Source organism: Pseudanabaena sp. BC1403 (assembly GCF_002914585.1).
Taxonomy (GTDB): domain Bacteria; phylum Cyanobacteriota; class Cyanobacteriia; order Pseudanabaenales; family Pseudanabaenaceae; genus Pseudanabaena.
This window is the reverse complement of record NZ_PDDM01000024.1, coordinates 73,639-92,666: the sequence shown is the minus strand read 5'-3', so window position 1 is coordinate 92,666 and position 19,028 is coordinate 73,639. Positions and strand designations below refer to the sequence as shown.

12 protein-coding genes are annotated in these 19,028 nt (G+C 39.6%); 9 read left to right on the top strand and 3 right to left on the bottom strand.

What is annotated here, in order from left to right:
• Window positions 1-79 precede the first annotated feature (79 nt).
• Window positions 80-334, bottom strand: a complete 255-nt coding sequence (locus tag CQ839_RS19190; RefSeq protein WP_103669907.1) for a hypothetical protein — start codon at window positions 332-334, stop codon at window positions 80-82.
• Between the two features lie 275 nt (window positions 335-609).
• Between CQ839_RS19190 and gmd the strand changes: the two genes are divergently transcribed.
• From gmd to CQ839_RS19155, 7 genes are all read left to right on the top strand, one after another.
• Entirely contained in the window at window positions 610-1,626 is a 1,017-nt protein-coding gene (gmd, locus tag CQ839_RS19185; RefSeq protein WP_103669906.1) for a GDP-mannose 4,6-dehydratase, read from the top strand.
• Between the two features lie 71 nt (window positions 1,627-1,697).
• The gene (locus CQ839_RS19180) at window positions 1,698-6,299 is read left to right on the top strand and encodes an FkbM family methyltransferase (RefSeq protein ID WP_103669905.1); all 4,602 of its coding nucleotides are present in this window, start codon (window positions 1,698-1,700) and stop codon (window positions 6,297-6,299) included.
• 107 nt (window positions 6,300-6,406) lie between these two features.
• Entirely contained in the window at window positions 6,407-7,645 is a 1,239-nt protein-coding gene (locus CQ839_RS19175; RefSeq protein ID WP_103669904.1) for a class I SAM-dependent methyltransferase, read from the top strand.
• Window positions 7,646-7,762: 117 nt separating this feature from the next.
• A complete protein-coding gene (locus tag CQ839_RS19170; protein WP_103669903.1) occupies window positions 7,763-9,190 on the top strand; it encodes a radical SAM protein in 1,428 nt (475 codons plus the stop codon).
• A 233-nt stretch (window positions 9,191-9,423) separates the two neighbouring features.
• Entirely contained in the window at window positions 9,424-10,395 is a 972-nt protein-coding gene (locus CQ839_RS19165) for a GDP-mannose 4,6-dehydratase (protein WP_103669902.1), read from the top strand.
• 8 nt (window positions 10,396-10,403) lie between these two features.
• Window positions 10,404-11,564 (top strand): glycosyltransferase family 1 protein, encoded by a 1,161-nt coding sequence (locus tag CQ839_RS19160; protein WP_103669901.1) that lies wholly within the window; start codon window positions 10,404-10,406, stop codon window positions 11,562-11,564.
• Window positions 11,564-12,676 carry a glycosyltransferase family 1 protein gene (locus tag CQ839_RS19155; RefSeq protein WP_103669900.1) on the top strand — a complete coding sequence of 371 codons (1,113 nt, stop codon included), beginning with the start codon at window positions 11,564-11,566 and terminating at the stop codon, window positions 12,674-12,676. The genes CQ839_RS19160 and CQ839_RS19155 overlap by 1 nt, the downstream gene beginning before the upstream one ends.
• 19 nt (window positions 12,677-12,695) lie before the next feature.
• On the opposite strand, the gene CQ839_RS19150 is transcribed toward CQ839_RS19155, so the two are convergent.
• Window positions 12,696-13,514 carry a PD-(D/E)XK nuclease family protein gene (locus tag CQ839_RS19150; protein WP_103669899.1) on the bottom strand — a complete coding sequence of 273 codons (819 nt, stop codon included), beginning with the start codon at window positions 13,512-13,514 and terminating at the stop codon, window positions 12,696-12,698.
• Here CQ839_RS19150 and CQ839_RS19145 point away from each other — a divergent pair.
• Entirely contained in the window at window positions 13,487-16,591 is a 3,105-nt protein-coding gene (locus CQ839_RS19145) for an MFS transporter (RefSeq protein WP_258040796.1), read from the top strand. The two genes, CQ839_RS19150 and CQ839_RS19145, sit on opposite strands and share 28 nt — an antisense overlap.
• Before the next feature lie 3 nt (window positions 16,592-16,594).
• On the top strand, window positions 16,595-17,056 hold the full coding sequence (locus CQ839_RS19140) for a Crp/Fnr family transcriptional regulator (RefSeq protein WP_103669898.1): 462 nt from the start codon (window positions 16,595-16,597) through the stop codon (window positions 17,054-17,056).
• 301 nt (window positions 17,057-17,357) lie between these two features.
• On the opposite strand, the gene CQ839_RS19135 is transcribed toward CQ839_RS19140, so the two are convergent.
• A complete protein-coding gene (locus tag CQ839_RS19135; RefSeq protein ID WP_103669897.1) occupies window positions 17,358-18,992 on the bottom strand; it encodes a glycosyltransferase family 39 protein in 1,635 nt (544 codons plus the stop codon).
• Window positions 18,993-19,028 lie beyond the last annotated feature (36 nt).

Sequence of the window (19,028 nt, the reverse complement as noted above, 5' to 3'; positions counted from 1 at the left end):
GACAATTAGTGCTTTCGTTTTTTCTCTCTTCTCTCAACCAGACAAGTTAGTTGTCGCGACTGGTCAAGTTAATTGTCGTCTAATACTTGGCGATTTGTCCCAAAATAGCCTGCCGTGTTGACCGAATTACTGCTCTCGTTGACCAGTTATAGTGATTCAGAAATCGGCTTAATGCACTGGCTGATTTTACCTCTGTATGTTCTAGATTGGGATGTCCTTGTGCTTCAAGAAATAGTCCTAGTATTGCATTCAGACTTGCTTTCTGATACACACTTGGCATTAAACACAGTAGGCTATACACTAGTCCTTGGGCGTACTTAACGATGCTTTCCATAATCGTTATTTGAATTTATTACTACGCCCTTTTTTTCACACTTTTGCTCTCTTTTCAACCCCTTTCCAGAATGGTGCAAGATCTGAGAAAAAGTAAAGCCAAGGACAACAAAGTATATTCTGAAGTTCTTATAGTAACTGACTTTATAGCTCTTGAAGATGTCTGATGTTAGCTTAATGATTTCTTCATGACTTATTGCCCAAAATATTGACCAATTTTTAAGTATGCTAGATACTACTATTCCTTAAAACTTTAAAAAGAACGCAAAGATATTCATGGGTAACTCAAAACGGGCGCTGATCACAGGCATCACAGGACAGGATGGCTCCTATCTATCAGAGCTATTACTAGCTAAAGGCTATGAGGTGCATGGGATTATTCGCCGTTCTTCTACTATCAATACAGGCCGCATCGATCATCTATATCAAGATCCTCATTTGCCTGAAACAAAGTTGTTTCTGCATTATGGAGATCTCACTGATGGTACGACTTTGGGACGTATCTTAGAGGATGTTCAACCCCATGAAGTGTATAACCTTGGTGCACAGTCCCATGTGCGGGTTAGCTTTGATTCACCTGAATATACCGTTGATGCAGTTGGTATGGGTACTTTGAGGCTACTAGAAGCAATCCGTGACTATCAGCAGCGCAATGGTCATGAGATTCGTTTTTATCAAGCTGGTTCTTCGGAGATGTATGGTTTAGTTCAGGCTGTGCCCCAAAATGAGTCAACGCCTTTTTATCCCCGTAGTCCCTATGCTTGTGCGAAGGTCTATGCCCATTGGCAAACTATCAATTATCGCGAGTCCTATGGGTTGTTTGCTTGCAATGGTATTTTGTTTAACCATGAGTCCCCACGGCGCGGAGAAACGTTTGTTACAAGAAAAATCACTAGAGCGATCGCTAACATAGTGGCTGGCAAGCAAAAAAAACTTTATCTTGGCAATCTTGATTCCAAACGTGACTGGGGCTATGCTAAGGACTATGTAGAAGCAATGTGGTTGATGTTGCAGCAGGAGCAGCCCGATGACTATGTGATTTCTACTGGCGAAACTCATTCAGTAAGAGAATTTCTGGAAGAATCCTTTGCTTATGTCAATCTCAAATGGGACGACTATGTTGAGATTGATCAACGCTATTTTCGTCCTGCCGAAGTTGATTTATTGTTAGGAGACTGCTCGAAGGCAAAGCAAAAATTAGGATGGCAGCCTCAAGTCTCTTTTCGCGGATTAGTAAAGCTAATGGTAGACACAGATCTAGAAATGTTAGGTTTAAGAAGACCCAACACATAATGCCTATTGCCGCGCAGTGATTCAATGAAGCTGATTGCAATCCTATTATTTCATAAAATTGGTCTAGAAAAATGACGTTAGTTTCCTATTCCCAAAACCACGAAGATATATTACTGTGGAGAGCTCTTAAGAACATTGAGAATGGATTCTATATAGATGTAGGAGCTAGTGATCCTCAAGAAGATTCGGTTACTTATTTATTTTATAAGCAAGGCTGGAATGGTATTAATATTGAACCATCTCTCCAATCCTATGAAAGATTGTGTAAAGAACGTGATCGAGACATCAATTTGTGTTGTGCTGCAGGTAGCTACGAAGGACAAATAACCTTCTATGAAGTTCCTACTCGCGGTTGGTCTACATCCAATCCAGAAACAGGCCAATACTATTTCAACAATAAAAATGCTGTTTTGAGAGAAGTAGAAGTTCTTCGTCTTGACACTATAATTAAAAACTGCAATGCCAACACAATACACTTTCTAAAAATTGATGTTGAAGGCGCTGAATTAGATGTCTTGAGAGGTTTAGACTTAAAACAGTTCCGACCTTGGATACTAATGGTTGAGTCCCTGTCTCCAATAAGTCATAAGCCATCTTATGAACTTTGGGAAGCTAACATTACGGAGAAACAATATAAGTTCACCTATTCTGATGGTCTTAATCGCTTTTACTTAGCTAACGAGTACTATGAGAAGCTAAAAGATTGTTTTGCTTATCCACCCAATGTTTTAGATGGTTTTTTACCTAGCTCCACCGTCCATTGGCTTGTCGAAGCCCAGAATTTACAAGCCCAAAGCCAGAATTTACAGGTCCAGATAAAAGATTTAGAATCTCGTCTTCATCATTTTGAAGCTCAAGCCAATCATTTTGAAGCTCAAGCCAATCATTTTGAAGTTCAAGCCAATCATTTTGAAGCTCAAGCCAAAATTTTAAGTCAGAGCCGTTCATGGAAAATGACTACTCCTCTAAGAAAGATTGGCAAAATTGCAAGAGCGTTAAAAAAGCAATTGCGTATGTTGCGGGATCGGTGCAAGAATCCACGCAATATGGCAAGATCGGTCTATCGAAAGCTTATAAAGCCCAGTCTTAATTTTTATAGTGAATATTTCACGAAAAGCCGCAAACGCAAGTTAGTATATGCCCCCCAAAGTCATGACAGCTCATATACTAACTCGCATAAGTCCAGTCTCATACACCTACCTTTACCCACTGGCAAAAGGATCATATATTTATTTGTTGATCATACTATTCAATGCTCAACAAATACTGGGGTACAGAGAGTCACTAGGGCATTAGCAACTTCTTTGTCTCTTTGTGGTGAGCGTGTACGCTATATCAAATGGGATAGTCAAAATAATCAAGCCCTGCTAATCAACTTGAGCGAGCGTAAGCATCTTGCTAATTGGAATGGACCTGCTCTAACAGAAGAAGACTTACAAATTTATTTGTCTTCTAATCAGACCCCAGTACATATTGATCAAAAATTAGATGGTGAAAATCATTGGTTAATCGTCCCAGAAGTTACGCACATTACATTTCAAGAATATCCAGTTACTCTTGACTTACTGATGTGGGCAAGACGAACGCATCTTAAAATCGGTTTCATATTTTATGATGCTATCCCACTGCAAAGACCAGAGTTTGTAAATATGGCTGTTAAGCATATGAATTATATGCAACAGCTTCTCCTAGCAGATGTAGTTTGGCCAATCTCTCAATCAGCAGGACGAGACTTACTTGCATATTGGAAACATCAAGAGTCTGCTGATATCATAACCATGCCAGAGGTGATACCAGTACTTCTTTCTGGCGAGTCTATACTCTGCGATCGCGTCAAAATACTTACAGCAAATCAGTCTTTAATTCTCTCTGTTGGAACAATAGAACCTAGGAAAAAGCAAGTCTCTCTTATTCAGTGCTTTGATTTATATTGTAAAAATCATCCAGATACCGAGTGGCGTTTAATTTTAGTTGGGAATTTGCATCCCGAAGTCGCAAGTATTGTTAATTCTTATTTGCAGTCAAATGTAAAGATATCCCATCTTGGTCATGTTTCAGACGAAAAGCTTGATGAACTTTATAGGAATTGTGCTTTCACAGTCTTCCCGTCAGTTAGCGAAGGGTTTGGTCTGCCAATTTTAGAGAGCCTTTGGTATGGTAAGCCATGCCTTTGTGCGAATTTTGGCTCTATGGCTGAAGTTGCAGAAGATGGAGGCTGCTTCACGGTAGACACTCACAATCAAACTTCTTTGCGACAAGCTTTGACAAGACTGATAGAAGATACAAGCCTTAGACAAGAATTAGCAAATCAAGCTATTAGTCGCCCTATTCGCTCTTGGAATGAGTATACATCTAAAATAATTGACAAAATCAATAAGTCTGTTGATCCATGCCAATCTCTTGGAGCAATATACTACTGGATTGACAGCACAATAAAATTCTCAAAAAATACTGGTATCCAGAGGGTCTCTCGCCAACTTAGTCGTGGATTGATGGAAGTAGGGTTTAAATTGATTCCAGTTCAATGGGACTCATCAAATAATCAACTATCAAGTGTTAGTTCAGAAGATTTACTTTTCTTCAGTCAATGGAATGGGCCATCAGTGGATATGTGGACTGACTGGCATGACCCCAGCGATCTAGAGATATCTGGAAATTGGTTTTTTATGGCAGAATTGCCACTGAATCGTTCAACCTTTGAAAGGCAAATATTACTCAGTTATGCACATTCAGTTAATCTAACCTGTGCAGCGGTGTTTTATGATGCAATCCCATGGGTTATGAGAGATATTTACCCTGCCCATTTTGCTCAAGCACATTATGAATATATGCTTGAATTGAATGAATACGATCTGGTTTTCCCAATCTCTTATTATAGTCAAGACGATCTACTTAATTTCTTGGGTGAGTACTTAGTAAAGCCTCAAAGCTTAGGCGATAAGATTACAGCAATTTCTTTGCCTGGTGAATTTACAGAAAGTGAGCGATATTACCACACAGCTTCTAAACAAAAGAATGATAAAGTAACAATTCTTTGCGTTGGGACAGTGGAACCTCGTAAGAACCACGAGAAGTTACTACAGGCTTTCGTCTTAGCATCTAGTCGAGCGAAGATTCAACTGGAGCTTATGATTGTAGGGGGCAGTCATAGTATAGAACCTCAGTTGGCAGATAGAGTTCGCAAATTCATTGCTAACCACAGCAACATTAAATGGGAAGAAAATGCTGATGATTCTCTCTTGCGAGACTTGCATTTGTCTTGCGAATTCACTGTATATCCTTCAATCAGAGAGGGCTTCGGGCTGCCTATTTTAGAGAGCCTTTGGTATGCTAAACCTTGTATTTGTGCTAACTTTGGTTCTATGGCTGAAGTGGCAGATGGCGGAGGATGCTTGACGGTAGATGTGAGAAGTGTTGAAGACTTAGCTATGGCTATTCAAAGTCTAGCTGAGAACAAGCAACTCTATGATTCACTTGTCGAAGAATCCATAAATAGACCCTTTAAATCGTGGAAGGATTATGCCCATGAAGTTGCTATTCGACTTGCACAGAAAAGTTCTAAAGCAAAGCCTGTAGAAAATTTGTTGTCTCAAGAATCACCTGAATCTTTTTGTGAACGTATTCAGTTAATGAATTTGCCAGAACGTCCATTGCTGTCTGTCTGCATCAGCACATATAATCGTGCAGAATGGTTAGCAACGAGCTTAAAAAATTGGCAAAGACTCTATCCTAATGCTATGCCAGAGATAGAATTACTTGTTTGTGATAATGCATCAACGGATCACACTTCAAAGGTCGTTCAGCCATACCTCGATCGCTCCGATTTCTCATATTATCGAAACAAGCATAACGTCGGAATGCTGGGCAATCTTCGTCAGACCACTCATTATGCAAAGGGTAAATATATATGGATATTGGGTGATGATGATTTATTGATGCCAAATGCGATCGAAACTATTTTGGATAAACTTCATGCCCATCCAAAAGTTCCATTAGTGTATCTAAACTACTCTTTTACAAGGATTGAGGATGCAAGGACTATCAGCGATTTTGACAAATTTTTCCAAGAAGCTACCCCTATTGTTAATGCTGAGCCTGATTTGTTTGGAGCCATTAAAACGATCTGTGCTCGTAATGAAAACTTTTTTACGGCAATCTATACACTTGTGTTACGTCGTGACCATGCAATTAAAGCATATTCTCAAGACACCAGTGGTAGACCATTTTCAACTATGCTTACTTGTATCCCCACTACATACTATGTACTAAACAATATGATGGATGAGTTAGGGGTGTGGATTGGTACTCCGCAAGTTGTGGTAAACATGAATGTATCTTGGATGAAATATGCTTCAATCTGGATTTTAGAGAGAATTCCAGAGGTTTATGAAGAGGCAGAACGGCGAGGTGTAAACCCTGAAGAAATAGATCGTTGGAGGTGTCATACCTTACCTGGTGTAATCCATTATTTTGCGGAGATTTTTAAAGAAGAACAACTTGATAATTCTGAATGTTTTGATCCTAAACGCTTAATACGAAGATTTAAGCATCTTCCAGCTTTTCAAGATAAATTACCAAAATTAAGCAAGATATATTCTCTTGCTTATGAAAATAGACATCCAAGGGCAGCCTATCCTTTATGCCAAGTTTTCCCAATGTCTATTGTGAATTAGTAAATGTGTTCATTTTTAATAGTGAACTAGATTGTCCCACTCTCATTTATAATTATTTTGTAAGTTTGAAAAATTAACTGATATTGCATTTTTATCAACTAGGTACTATGAGTTCTTATAACAAAATTTCTAAATGCAGAATAAGTGGCAGTGAAAACTTAGTTTCTGTCCTTAACTTAGGATATCAATCGCTAACTGGAGTATTCCCAAAAAATGCTGATGAAGCAGTTACAAAAGGACCATTGGAACTAGTTTGGTGTTCGGATAGTGGATTATTGCAACTTCGACATTCCTACGAACCTTCTGAAATGTATGGAGATAACTATGGTTATCGTTCGGGGCTTAACCAATCGATGATAAATCATCTTACAGACAAGGTAGCCTATCTTGAACGTCTTATCACACTTAACAAGGGTGATGTTATTGTCGATATTGGTAGCAATGACGCAACTACTCTCAAAGCATATAAGACGGAAGGAGTTACTAAAATAGGAATTGATCCCACAGGAAATAAATTCTTAGAATACTATCCATCTGATATATGTCTAGTTCCAGATTTCTTTTCTAGTCAAAACTACCATGCCGTAGAGTCAAAGAAGGCAAGGATTATAACCTCTATAGCTATGTTTTATGACTTGGAGGCTCCGATTGAATTTGCAAAACAAATTGAGTCTATCCTTGCTGATGATGGCATTTGGCATTTTGAGCAAAGTTATATGCCGTCTATGCTGCGTACTAATTCTTATGACACAATTTGCCATGAGCATCTGGAATATTACTCACTTCAAGTAGTGAAGACTGTTTTGGAGAAGTCGGGTCTTAGATTGGTTGATGTATTTATGAACTCCATAAATGGAGGAAGCTTTGCAGTTACTGCAACAAAAGCAGATAATCTTTCTATTAAGTCCAACCAACCCGTGATTGATTGGCTGTTGGGACAAGAGAATCGGATGGGGTTGAATACTCCAAGACCCTATCGAGATTTTGAAGAGAGAGTTTTTCGTCATCGTGAAGATTTGACACGCTTAATCCGTGATCTTAATGCTGATGGTAAAAAAATATTAGGTTACGGCGCTTCGACTAAAGGAAATGTTGTCCTTCAGTTTTGTGGTATCACTCCTGACGATATTCCAGCTATTGCGGAAGTTAATCCAGAAAAATTTGGTAGAGTTACCCCTGGTACTCATATTCCAATTATTTCTGAAGCAGAAGCACGCGCTATGCAGCCAGATTACTTTCTGGTTTTACCTTGGCATTTCAAAGATGGTATATTACGTCGCGAAAAAGATTATCTAGCAAGTGGTGGGAAGTTTATATTTCCTTTCCCAGAAATCGAGATTGTCTAAAAATAGTTTGTTTTTACTTGATCGATGTTTAGCTGGAATTTCGTCTCAATCCACTAACATTTTCTTGTAGATCCTCTAACAGTAACGCTATGTTTCCATGCTTAGGAAGTAAATCAAATGCAAGACATCAAAAATTTTAAGTATGATCCCACACAAAGGATGGAAATTATACGTTCAATATACTTGGGATTGCTAGAGCGGGAGCCTGATGATTCAGGCTTGTTTCACTGGTTAAAATCTTGGATAGATGGGGATAGTCTAAGTCATATTGCTAAGTGCATAGTAAATAGTAATGAATATAAATCTCTTAAGAGTATATCAGGCAAGTCTAAAGAGGGTGATATAGTCCAAAAATCAGAAATCATTAGGGGCTTATATCTAGGGATACTGAAGCGAGAGCCTGATGCTGATGGGTTATCTCAGTGGATGGACACTTGGACAAGTTGGGATGACTTGGAATACATAAGTGTATGTATACTAAGCAGCGATGAGTATAAGTGTCTTAGTAAATCCTTCTACAGTAGAGCTAATACGAAGACAGAAGATAACAGCGTTTATCAAAAGTTTCCACTGATATATAAACCTGAAAATATGCCTTTTCTATCTCAAAGAGGGCAGGCACGACCACTTATGCTGATGATAGAAACTATAAACATATGTAATAATGATTGCATAATCTGTCCTTATTCAGCACAGAGCCGACAGAAAAGTACAATGCCCATGCATTTATTTGAAAAAGTCGTTGATGACTACATAGAAATGGGGGGAGGAGCTATATCGTTGACTCCATTGGTTGGAGAAGTCTTACTAGATAAATTACTATTGCAGAGAATAGATTTTGTAAAATCAAAAAAGGCAATAACATCTTTATCAGTGACAACAAATGCTTTGATGGCAAAAAACTATACAGATTACGATTTAGAAATATTGATTCGATCATTTGATCAAATCAATATTTCAATATATGGTCTTGATAGAGAAGAATATAAACTAATGACTAGGAGAGATATGTATGATCAAGTTATCGATAGTATAGAGAGGATTTTGAAGTTTTCTCAAAACAATATCTCTTTTGGATTTCGACACCTTAAGAACAGGTCTAAGGAAGATGTTCAACAATGGATTGACAATCTAGTTTCAAATACAGGAAAGAATGTAACAATACATTCAAGCACTAGCACATACTCTAACTGGAGTTATTTCGATACGTCCATATCTCTACCTTTTGATGCTTCTTGGTCTAAAGTCAATGTAAATAAGTCTCAATGTTTAATACCTATCCTATCTTGTCAAGTTATGTCTAACGGTGATGTTTCATTCTGCGCCTGTGCAAATTTTAACGCAACTGGTGAATTGATGATCGGTAATATTATGGAAAATAGTCTAACAGAAATGTACAATAGTGAAAAAGTGCGAAAACTCTGGGATTGGGAAACTTATGGAATACCAAGTTTCTGTCAAATGTGTTCTTTTCATACTTCAGTTGATTCTGTGGGAACAGTTCCTTGGATTTTTAGAGATCCAGTAAGATATATTGGAGGTTGAACAGTCTTGCAATATAGATAGAGTTTGAAATTGAATATTGCAATGTGATTGTTTCGATGATATTAACTTTTAGCGCTGGTGATTCAGGTTTGAAACACTCAGATAGCAATCAACTAGTAGTTAGCTCAAATTTAATTTCTGATGTTTGAGTAACCATTGGTTTATACCTAAATCACCAACACTGAAAATTATAATCTCGATAGGGTATTTTCAATATAATCATTTAAATAATCGTGTCAAAAAAAGCGCTTATAACTGGAATTACTGGACAAGATGGTTCATATCTTGCGGAACTGTTAATTAAAAAAAACTATCATGTTTACGGTTTAGTTCGGCGCTCTAGTACCAGCAATCTTGTTCGTTTAAATCATGTCGCTGACGATATTCATATTATTTCTGGCGATTTGTTGGATCAGTCATCGCTCATGGATGCGATCGCCCAATCAGAGCCAGATGAAATTTATAACCTTGCCTCTCAGAGCTATGTCCCACTTTCTTGGACACAGCCATCATTGACCGCAGAATATACTGCGATCGGGGTATCGCGTATCCTTGAGTCAATTCGCCGCATCAAGCCTGATGCAAAGTTTTATCAAGCATCTAGCAGCGAGGTTTTTGGTCAACCATCCGAATCTCCTCAAACCGAAGAAACTGCATTTCGTCCACGTAACCCCTATGGGACTGCCAAAGCTTATGCTCATTGGTTAACCAGCAATTATCGTCAATACTATAATCTTTATGCTTGTTGCGGTATCACCTATACCCATGAGTCTCCCCGTCGTGGCGCTGAGTTTGTTTTTCGGAAGATTACTCGTGGGGCAGCCATGATTAAGCTTGGATTGGTTAAAGAGTTAAAATTAGGTAATTTAGATGCTCGCCGCGACTGGTGCTACGCCAAAGATGCCGTCGAAGCAATGTGGTTGATCATGCAGCAAGAAAAGGCAGATGATTATATTATTGGGAGTGGGGAAACACATTCGGTTAGGGAATTAGTGGATCATGCCTTTAAATATGTAGGACTTAACTACCAAGACTATGTATCGGTGGATAGTGCTTTCTATAGACCTGATGAGAATGTACAGCTAGTAGGTAGTATTGACAAGATTAAAAATAAGGCTGGTTGGACTCCAAAATACACTTTTGAAAATTTAGTTGAAGTCATGGTTGAGCATGATCTTAAAGATTTGACTGAGAATGAGTTGTAATTTTACTAATGCTTAAAATTACGGTTGATGTTACCCCCATTGATGCTAAGCCTAGTGGTGTTGGCTTGTACGTTTTTAATCTTATTGATGCCTTATCTCGATTAGAAAGTTCAGAATCATTTGAATTAGGTCTAGCTTATCAGCCAAGATTAAAGAACTGGCTAAAAGGAAATCTTGATTTTCCAGATAATCTTATGCATTATAAGAAGCTCTATCAAATACCAGTATCCGTTCGAGCTGCGAACCTCTTTATAGATTATTTACCTAGATTGTTTTCTAGCTATATTGAATCTATTTTAGGCGATACTAATATATTTCATGGTACTAATTACACAGTATATCCCTATCAAAATATTAAAAAGATTATTAGTATCTATGACTTGAGCTTTATTAAGTATCCAGAATATGTTGATTCTGTAGTACAACAATATGCAAAAAGACTGACTAAATGTTTAAAATGGACAGATGCTGTAATTACGATTTCAGAAAGTTCAAAGCAGGACATAATTAATTATTTAAACTTGCCTGCTGAGAAGATTTTTGTTACTCCATTGGCTAGTCGCTACAATACTGAATTTCTAAATAGGCTAAATTTAGATCAGGAAAATCAAAATTGCAATTTTGATTTCTCTAAGCCTTATCTATTGTTTGTAAGTACGATCGAGCCAAGAAAGAATATACAATCGATTATTAAAGCTTTTAATTGGCTAAAACAAAATCACAAAATTGATCATCAATTAGTATTAATTGGTAGAAAGGGCTGGAAGTATGAACCAGTTTTTGAAGCAATACAAAGCTCACCTTGGAAGAAGGAGATCCACCACCTTGACTATTTGTCAGATGAATTAGTTGCGCTATTTTACTCAAGGGCTGATGTCTTTGTTTATCCATCTCATTATGAAGGATTCGGTTTGCCTGTGCTTGAGGCAATGACTTTGGGTGCGCCTGTGGTTGCTGCTAACACCTCATCAATACCAGAAGTTGCTGGAGGTGCAGCAATATTGATTGATCCTAATGAGTTTATGCAAATTGCTGAAGCAATACTAACAGTTATCAGCGATCGCTATTTACGGCAAGATCTGATTAGCAAAGGTAAAGCAAGAGCAAATTTATTTTCATGGGAAAAAACAGCAAAAGAAACGTTAAAAGCTTATAGAAGCATTATCTAATGAGTGATCTACAGAGTCTCCACAAACACAAGTTAATAGTTAACTTGTCGAATCTTTTATTTAAATCAACAGGTATAAGTAACTATACTAAAAGTCTTTTTCCTTGCTTAAAAGATCTTAACCCTACGCTACTATGTTCTGAGAGTTGTCCCGAATTTCATAGTTATTTAATTCCTAATAACTTAACTTCTGCACAAGGGACAAAAGGACATTTTAGGCGCTTGATTTGGACGCAATTTCAATTACCGAGAATTTATAACCTGCTACAATCGCAGCTTTTATTTTCACCAATTACGGAAGCTCCATTGTATTCTCAATGTCGTAGTGTGGTAATGGTCCATGATTTTATTCCACTGAGGTTCCCGAAACGGTTTTCTCCCCTTACTCCTTACCATCGATACTATGTTCCTCAAGTTCTAAATCAAGCAGAGCATATTATTTGTAACTCTCAGTCTACTGCTCGAGATATCGTTAAGTTTTGCAATATTCCATCTAATAAGATTACACCGATTCTTTTAGCTTATGATTCTAAGCATTTTCGACCAGTAATGGAAGAGACATCACATTCTGAATCGCTAAATCCATACTTCCTATATATAGGTAGACATGACCCTTATAAAAATATTAGTCGTCTAATTTCCTCCTTCGCAAATTTATCATCAAATCAGGAGTACCAACTTTGGTTAGTGGGGCCATCAGATCAGCGCTACACACCAGCTTTAAAAAAACAAGTACAAGAGTTAGGTATTGTCGATCGCGTTAAATTTCTGGATTATGTTCCTTATGATGATTTGCCCAAAATTATTAGGGGTGCGATCGCCTTAGTATTTCCATCGCTATGGGAAGGATTTGGTTTGCCCGTACTCGAAGCAATGGCTTGTGGGACACCAGTGATTACCTCTAACCTGTCGTCTTTGCCTGAAGTTGCAGGAGATGCAGCGATTTTAATCGATCCTTATAAGGTGGAAGAAATTACGGATGCGATGCAGGCGATCGCTAATGATTCGGGATTGAGATCTCATCTCTCACAGCTTGGACTAGCCAGAGCTAAGCTATTTAGCTGGGAGAAAACTGGACAAGCGACTGTAGAAGTTTTAAAGAGATTTATGTAATATCTTCAGAAGAGTATTTCTAAACTGTTACCTCGGGGATATCGAAGATATTGCTAGGTATAACACTAGTCAACATATCGCCCCGATCGCAGCGATCGCGAAACTCACAATATTTACAATCAGGGCTATCAATCACTAATTTTGGATAGTCTTGAGCTTGAGAGATCGCCTGCAAGATTTGCTGTAATTTTTTTTCAGTTTGATCGTGTTCTACTTGTGAGTAATCAATAATCACTGATTCGGCGGTATTCGCAAACCAATAGGTCATTGATAATTGCTCAGGTACATAGCTAGTAGTTTTGGCTAATAAATATAAATAGAGGCGGGTTTGCCAATTGGTTTTTAATTTTTCAGATGCGATCGCAACTTGATGGGTTTTCCAATCAAGTATTTGCGCTTGATGATCGCCCAAAATCAAAAAGTCGTAAATTGCAGTTAAGACAAAACACGCTTGACCATGATCGCTATTCTCACTATGATGCAGCGATATTTCGATTGGCATTTCTAATGTACGTCGATGTTCACAGAGGCGATCACCATCAATCATTGCTGGTGGCTGATGCTCAAAGGCAGCTAGCCACGATTGCAACTTCGGATCACTACTTGCTAGTGACGATACATCCAGCCCTAGCTCCTTTTGTTGCATCAGCAAGTGAAAATTTGATCCTAACAGCAAATTTTTTTTGCGCTGCAAATCAGCTTCGGGCAAACTCAACTCCTCTAAAAAACTATATTGATATCTACGCCGACAAATTTCCCAAATATTGAGATGTCCTTGCGAAATTGAAGTAATTGCCGAAATAGCTGTCATTGCAGATTTGCGTTCTTGTAGTACCATATCGTCAAACGATCGCCATCATCCATGAATACACCCAGATGACCGCACCTGTCATTCCTAACTCTAATTCTTCGATGCGCCGATTTCTAAAAATCGTCAACCTGCGTCCAGACGAAGCTGAACGCACGTTTTTGATGTTTTTATTTTACGGTGCAACATCGATTGGAGCGGTATGGCTTGAGTATTCTAGCTCTACCCTATTTCTCGAAGCCTATACAGCCGAAAAACTGACTTGGGTATATATTGCTACTGCCTTTGTCGTAACTGCTTTTGGGGTTTTTTACTCTTGGTTGCAAAAGCTATTTCCTTTGCGTTGGGTGATGTTGGGAATTTCTTGCTTGCTTGCATTACCATTGCCCTTTGCCTGGATGGGGTTGATGCAAAAAGGCTCGTTTACATATATGGCGGCTGTATTTGGGATTCGCCTATGGGTTGAGGGCATTTATGTACTCAGCAATATTAACAATGATATTGCGGCAAACCAGTTATTTAATATTCGGGAAATTAAGCGCGCTTTTCCCTTGATTAGTACAGGAATTATTGTTGCCGAAATAGTAGGTGGTTTTTCCTATCCATTTTTGGTGGCTTGGGGTGGCGGGGCAGCGAATATGACCCTAGCCACTTGTTTGATGCTAGCGATCGGTTCTTGTGTACTGTTTTTTCTGAGTACCCGTTATAAACAAGCTTTTCCTAATTCTGTCTATAACAGTGAAGAAGATCGCGAAGTTTCTACCCGTACTCTCAAAGGCAATATTCGCAAGTATGTCTGGCTTTTGTTTGGCTTCTTTATTGCTGCCCAAGTTTTATTTTTCATGATTGAGTTTCAGTATCAGTCCCAACTGGAAATTCATCTTAAAACTGAAGAGGCGATCGGCAGCTTTCTGGGGATTTTTGGTGGGATTATGGGAGTCTTTAAGCTCGCTCTCCAGCTTTTTGGCTCTAGTCGCATTATTGAACGAATTGGTGTGTTTTTTGCGGTACTAATGCCCCCGATAGGCATCATCATTACAGGCACGATCGCTGGGTTTGCGCCTTTTGGGGTGTTAACAGGTTTCGTTGTTCTGAAATTCTTTGATGAACTATTTCGGTTTACAATTGTAGCGGCGACCGCGCCTACACTCTTTCAGGCTGTACCTGATTCGCTTCGTAGCCAGATTCAATCCTTTGTCAGAGGCATCGCCGATCCATTGGCAACAGGTGGTGCGGGGGTTTTAATTTGGGTTGTCAGTGAAATTTTTAGGCGCAATAATATCAGTACGGATATTTCCGCTCATTGGTTTGCAGGAGTCATTGTCCTTGTTGCTATTGTCTGGGTAGTAGTTATTTGGTTGTTGCGAAGGGGCTATTTAGAACTTTTGATCCAGAGTGTTGAGCGTGGGCAGCTGAGCCTGTCAACTGTTGATACTCGCGAAGTGCGTCGGGCGGTATCAGAGTCAATGACCAGAGCTGAAACTCAGACGGAACAAGCGGTTTGTATTGACCTATTGACGCAAATTGTGCCGCTATCTGTGGGTGAAACCCTTGCGCCTATGTTGTCGCAGATGACACCAGATTTGCAAGCGCAAAGCATTCAGGCAATGCTAGAAAATCCTGAACCTAGATATTTGACTTATATTCGCGAGGTGATGCAATCACCTAATGCATCACCTCAGGTACAAGCTTTATGCTTACGCTACGTGTTGCTGGCTGATGAAAAAAATCGTGATATTGACGGATTACGGAAATATCTGGGGCCAGAACAAAATCCAATTATTCGTGGTACTGCCGTCGCTCTGATGATGAGGCTAGGGGCTTCGTCACAGGTTGCTGAAGCAACCAATACTTTGCGGCATATGATCACCAGTTCATCACAGCCTGAGCGAGTGCTTGGCTGTCGGGCTTTGGCAGAAGCGGCTTTTATGCAGTCTTTGCGTTTTTATGTACCACAATTATTGCAAGATCCATCGATTGAAGTGCGATGTGCATTACTAAGAGCGATCGCAGCTACTCGTGCTAGTGAATATTTCCCATCGATTATTCGCGGTCTGCATTATAAAGCAACGCGCAAAGCCTCCTATGAAGCTCTGGTAGCTCTTGGAGATGATGCAATTCCATCTTTGTTAGAGCTATCCTGTAGCGATCGCAGTCCTGATAATGTGCGGATGCAGGCTTGGGATATTTTGGGGGAAATAGGCTCTCAGGCATCTATTTCGGTACTTGCCAATAATTTAGCTAAATCTTGGGGTAAGCATCGACGACAAATCTTACGCACCCTAATTAGGATTCCTCAAGAGCATGGTATTGAAGCGGTTCTGGAACTGATAGGGCGTAGTGGTATTGAAAAAATGGTGATTCAAGAGCTAGGAGTGATGACGGAGGTTTGGGCGGGAGTAGTAGATATGTCTATTGATGAAAGCTCAAGCACAGAAGCTGGCTTATTGCTTGATTCTTTACGGAATGAAGCTATCAATAGCTTAGAGCGAATTTTTCTAATGATGAAATTGCTTTATTCAGCATCAGCCATTCAGGCGGCGGCTTTTAATATTCTGTCTGACTCCAAGAGCAGCCTTGCTCGTGGCATGGAAATTTTGGACAATACTGTTGACTTGAGTGTTAAACAAATTATTTTGTCTGTGGTTGATAATCGCTCGATCGCTGACAAATTAAGTATCCTCTCTAACCTTCATACTTATGAGCCTCTGTCACCATCTAGCCGCTTACAACAACTTGTAGATATACGCTATTGCTTATCAGATTGGACTTTAGCTTGCTGTTTTCATGTGGGACGCACAGAACATTGGAGACTGCCTGCGGATGCGATGTTGAAATGTCTAGAACATCCCACAGGTTTTGTCAGGGAGGCAGTGATTGCTTATTTGCAAGTCGCTTCACCGCGATCGCTGATCAAGGTTTTGCCACATTTGCTAAACGATCGAGATTCTTTGGTGCTTGCTCAAGCGAGGGCAATTTCCCATTACTTTCAAAATAATGGGAAAAACACCCTAAATCTAAGTGATAATTTGCATGACAGTCAAGATTTAGATACTGAAATAAGAGCCAGAATGAGCGGCAAACCAAATAGGGATGGGGAATCTTAGGCGATGTTAACCAGTATTGATCGATTACTATTGGTGCGCGGAGTTCCGATTTTCAAGGAATTGCGTGATGACTTTTTGGTTCGCCTTGCTTCGATCATGAACGAGGTTTCCTATCCACCTGGCAAAATAATTTTTTTAGAAGGTCAGGAAGGGCGATCCCTATATATTGTTGTTGCAGGTCAGGTGCGGGTGCATTCAAAGGGTCAGGAACTAGCCCTGTTAGAGAAAGGTAGTTGCTTTGGAGAAATGTCACTTTTTGACGCGGAACCGCGATCGGCTTCGGTGACAGCGATTTCTGGTTGTGATTGTCTGGTGCTAACGCAGCAACAACTATATGAAGCGATCGATGAGACTCCCGATATTGCTGTCAATATTATTCGTCTGCTATCTCGCCGCATCCGTAGCCAAAACATAAAACTCAATGAGTTAAAAGCTGCTACTACGACATTACCAGCTAAAAATTAGTGGTGTCGGGGATTTGTCCCACACCACTAATTTTTGATGTAGCTATAGCCCGTCAAGTCAAGACATATGCCCATGTAAGCTTTGATTAGGACATAAAACCCAAATTAATAAAGGTGGAGCTTCGCTCCGCCTTTATTAATTTGAGTTTTGAGTGGCGCAGCCATTTTGTGTTTTTAAAACCCTTACAGGGTTTGGTTTTTAATTCACAAAAGTGTTGTCACACTTTTGTGAATTGGTATTACATTGCGATAAAAAACAAGAGAGAACTCATCTCTCTTGTTTTTTATCGGGGGGCTCTTAGCTATCCATAGGGGCGTGGATATGCTTTTAACATTGGTGAAGCGCGATATACTGGGAAAATTTGGACTGCTTGACCTCCGCGTTTAATGGGAATATCCGCAATTTTTTCTAAGGATTGAAAGTAACCTTTGTACTTTTCGAGAGGTTTGGGAAATCTCTCATCCTTCATAAATTGTTCTGAAGTGATGTACAAAGAACTCTTGCCAACGAAATCTTCAGCTTTACTCCAATAGGCAAATCCACGCAGATCTTCATCAAAACAAGTAATTTTTTTACCCAATGGCTGGATCGCCATCGCTACTTGTCCCGCTACAAAGAAATTATTGCTAAATACAAAATCCGATTTTTGTAATTCTGCATTCAACATTGGCGAATCAATAAAGGCTTGACGCAACTGCTCAATATCAATCATTTGTGTGGAAGGATCATCCTTTGCTTCCCAAAAGCCACCCGCGATCGCAGCATCTCCACCTTTTTGAGCGATCCCTAGATGTACATGGAGCAAGCCAACGAGCATAAGTGGTAAAATCACCATGCCCGATCCCCAGAGCCAATTGCGAATAAATTTTGGGCGTTTTAACTGCACCTGCGCTGCCCTTTCGCCTAATAAAAGTGTTGCACCAAAAAATCCTGGCATATGCCAAGAGGGCAGAATTTGAATGAATCCACCCATAAAGGTGAACCCAAAGAAAATGGGCATCGATACGCAAAGAATTAGTAATTGCTTGTTGCGAAGACGATCTTCGACGATCGCTAATTCATAATTCTGCTCAGGGTTATTTTCATCCCTCTTACCTTGCCTTGCGGCAGCTTTAACTAATCCCCCCACAGTGCGAAAACTTGTCCACCATAAAGGAATCCCAAACGTGGGAAACAAATAGCCGAGCGCTAGAAGAATCGTTACCAACAAACGCTCTAGGTTATAGCCTTGTGACGGCACAGCTCGCGCACTCTGAAAGCGAAATGAGGCAAATTCATGCTGAGCATTCCACAGCAGCACAGGAGAAATGGAGATCGCAAATAGTGCGATCGCTGCCAATGTCCAGACTGAAAATAGGGCGCTTCGATGACGACTACTTAGCAAGCAAAATAGTACCAGTCCTCCACCTAAGAGCAAGCCATGATACTTGCCTAAAAATGCTAAACCAACGCATAAACCGATTATGGCAAGGCGATAGGTCGGTTGATATTTGTCAGTCTGATCGGATGGAAAAAATTCTTCAGCAGCAACCCATAAACAAGCCGCCCAGAAAAACATCAAGGCATTATCAGGCAGAGTGAGAATCCCAAAGGCAATCTGAAAAATAGGAATTGTCGTCAGAATCGCCAGAGTTAAAGTCGCTGTGCGATCGCCAAAAAGCTTTTTACTAGCTAGATAAGAGAATATTAATGTCCCTGTATAAAGTAAAACGCCACCAAGCCTGATTGTAAAAGGTGTAACTGCACCAGTCAGCCAGATCCCAATCCCTGCTGTAAAGGCAACCAGTGGGGGGTGATCGAAATAACTTAAGTTGAGATTTTGGGTGTAGAGGTAGTAGTAAGCTTCGTCAAAGCCGATGTTGAGATAAATAGCGCATACAGCCCTAAACAGGAAACCCCACAATAATATGGCGATCGCCCACTTATGAATTTTCACTCTAAATTCCTTTGTTTAATGTACAAATAGTTTTTG

Bases quoted from the DNA above. Each gene is read 5' to 3' on its own strand.
- CQ839_RS19190 (WP_103669907.1), bottom strand. From the start codon at position 334: ATGGAAAGCATCGTTAAGTACGCCCAAGGACTAGTGTATAGCCTACTG.
- gmd (WP_103669906.1), top strand. From the start codon at position 610: ATGGGTAACTCAAAACGGGCGCTGATCACAGGCATCACAGGACAGGAT.
- CQ839_RS19180 (WP_103669905.1), top strand. From the start codon at position 1,698: ATGACGTTAGTTTCCTATTCCCAAAACCACGAAGATATATTACTGTGG.
- CQ839_RS19175 (WP_103669904.1), top strand. From the start codon at position 6,407: ATGAGTTCTTATAACAAAATTTCTAAATGCAGAATAAGTGGCAGTGAA.
- CQ839_RS19170 (WP_103669903.1), top strand. From the start codon at position 7,763: ATGCAAGACATCAAAAATTTTAAGTATGATCCCACACAAAGGATGGAA.
- CQ839_RS19160 (WP_103669901.1), top strand. From the start codon at position 10,404: ATGCTTAAAATTACGGTTGATGTTACCCCCATTGATGCTAAGCCTAGT.
- CQ839_RS19155 (WP_103669900.1), top strand. From the start codon at position 11,564: ATGAGTGATCTACAGAGTCTCCACAAACACAAGTTAATAGTTAACTTG.
- CQ839_RS19150 (WP_103669899.1), bottom strand. From the start codon at position 13,514: ATGGTACTACAAGAACGCAAATCTGCAATGACAGCTATTTCGGCAATT.
- CQ839_RS19140 (WP_103669898.1), top strand. From the start codon at position 16,595: ATGTTAACCAGTATTGATCGATTACTATTGGTGCGCGGAGTTCCGATT.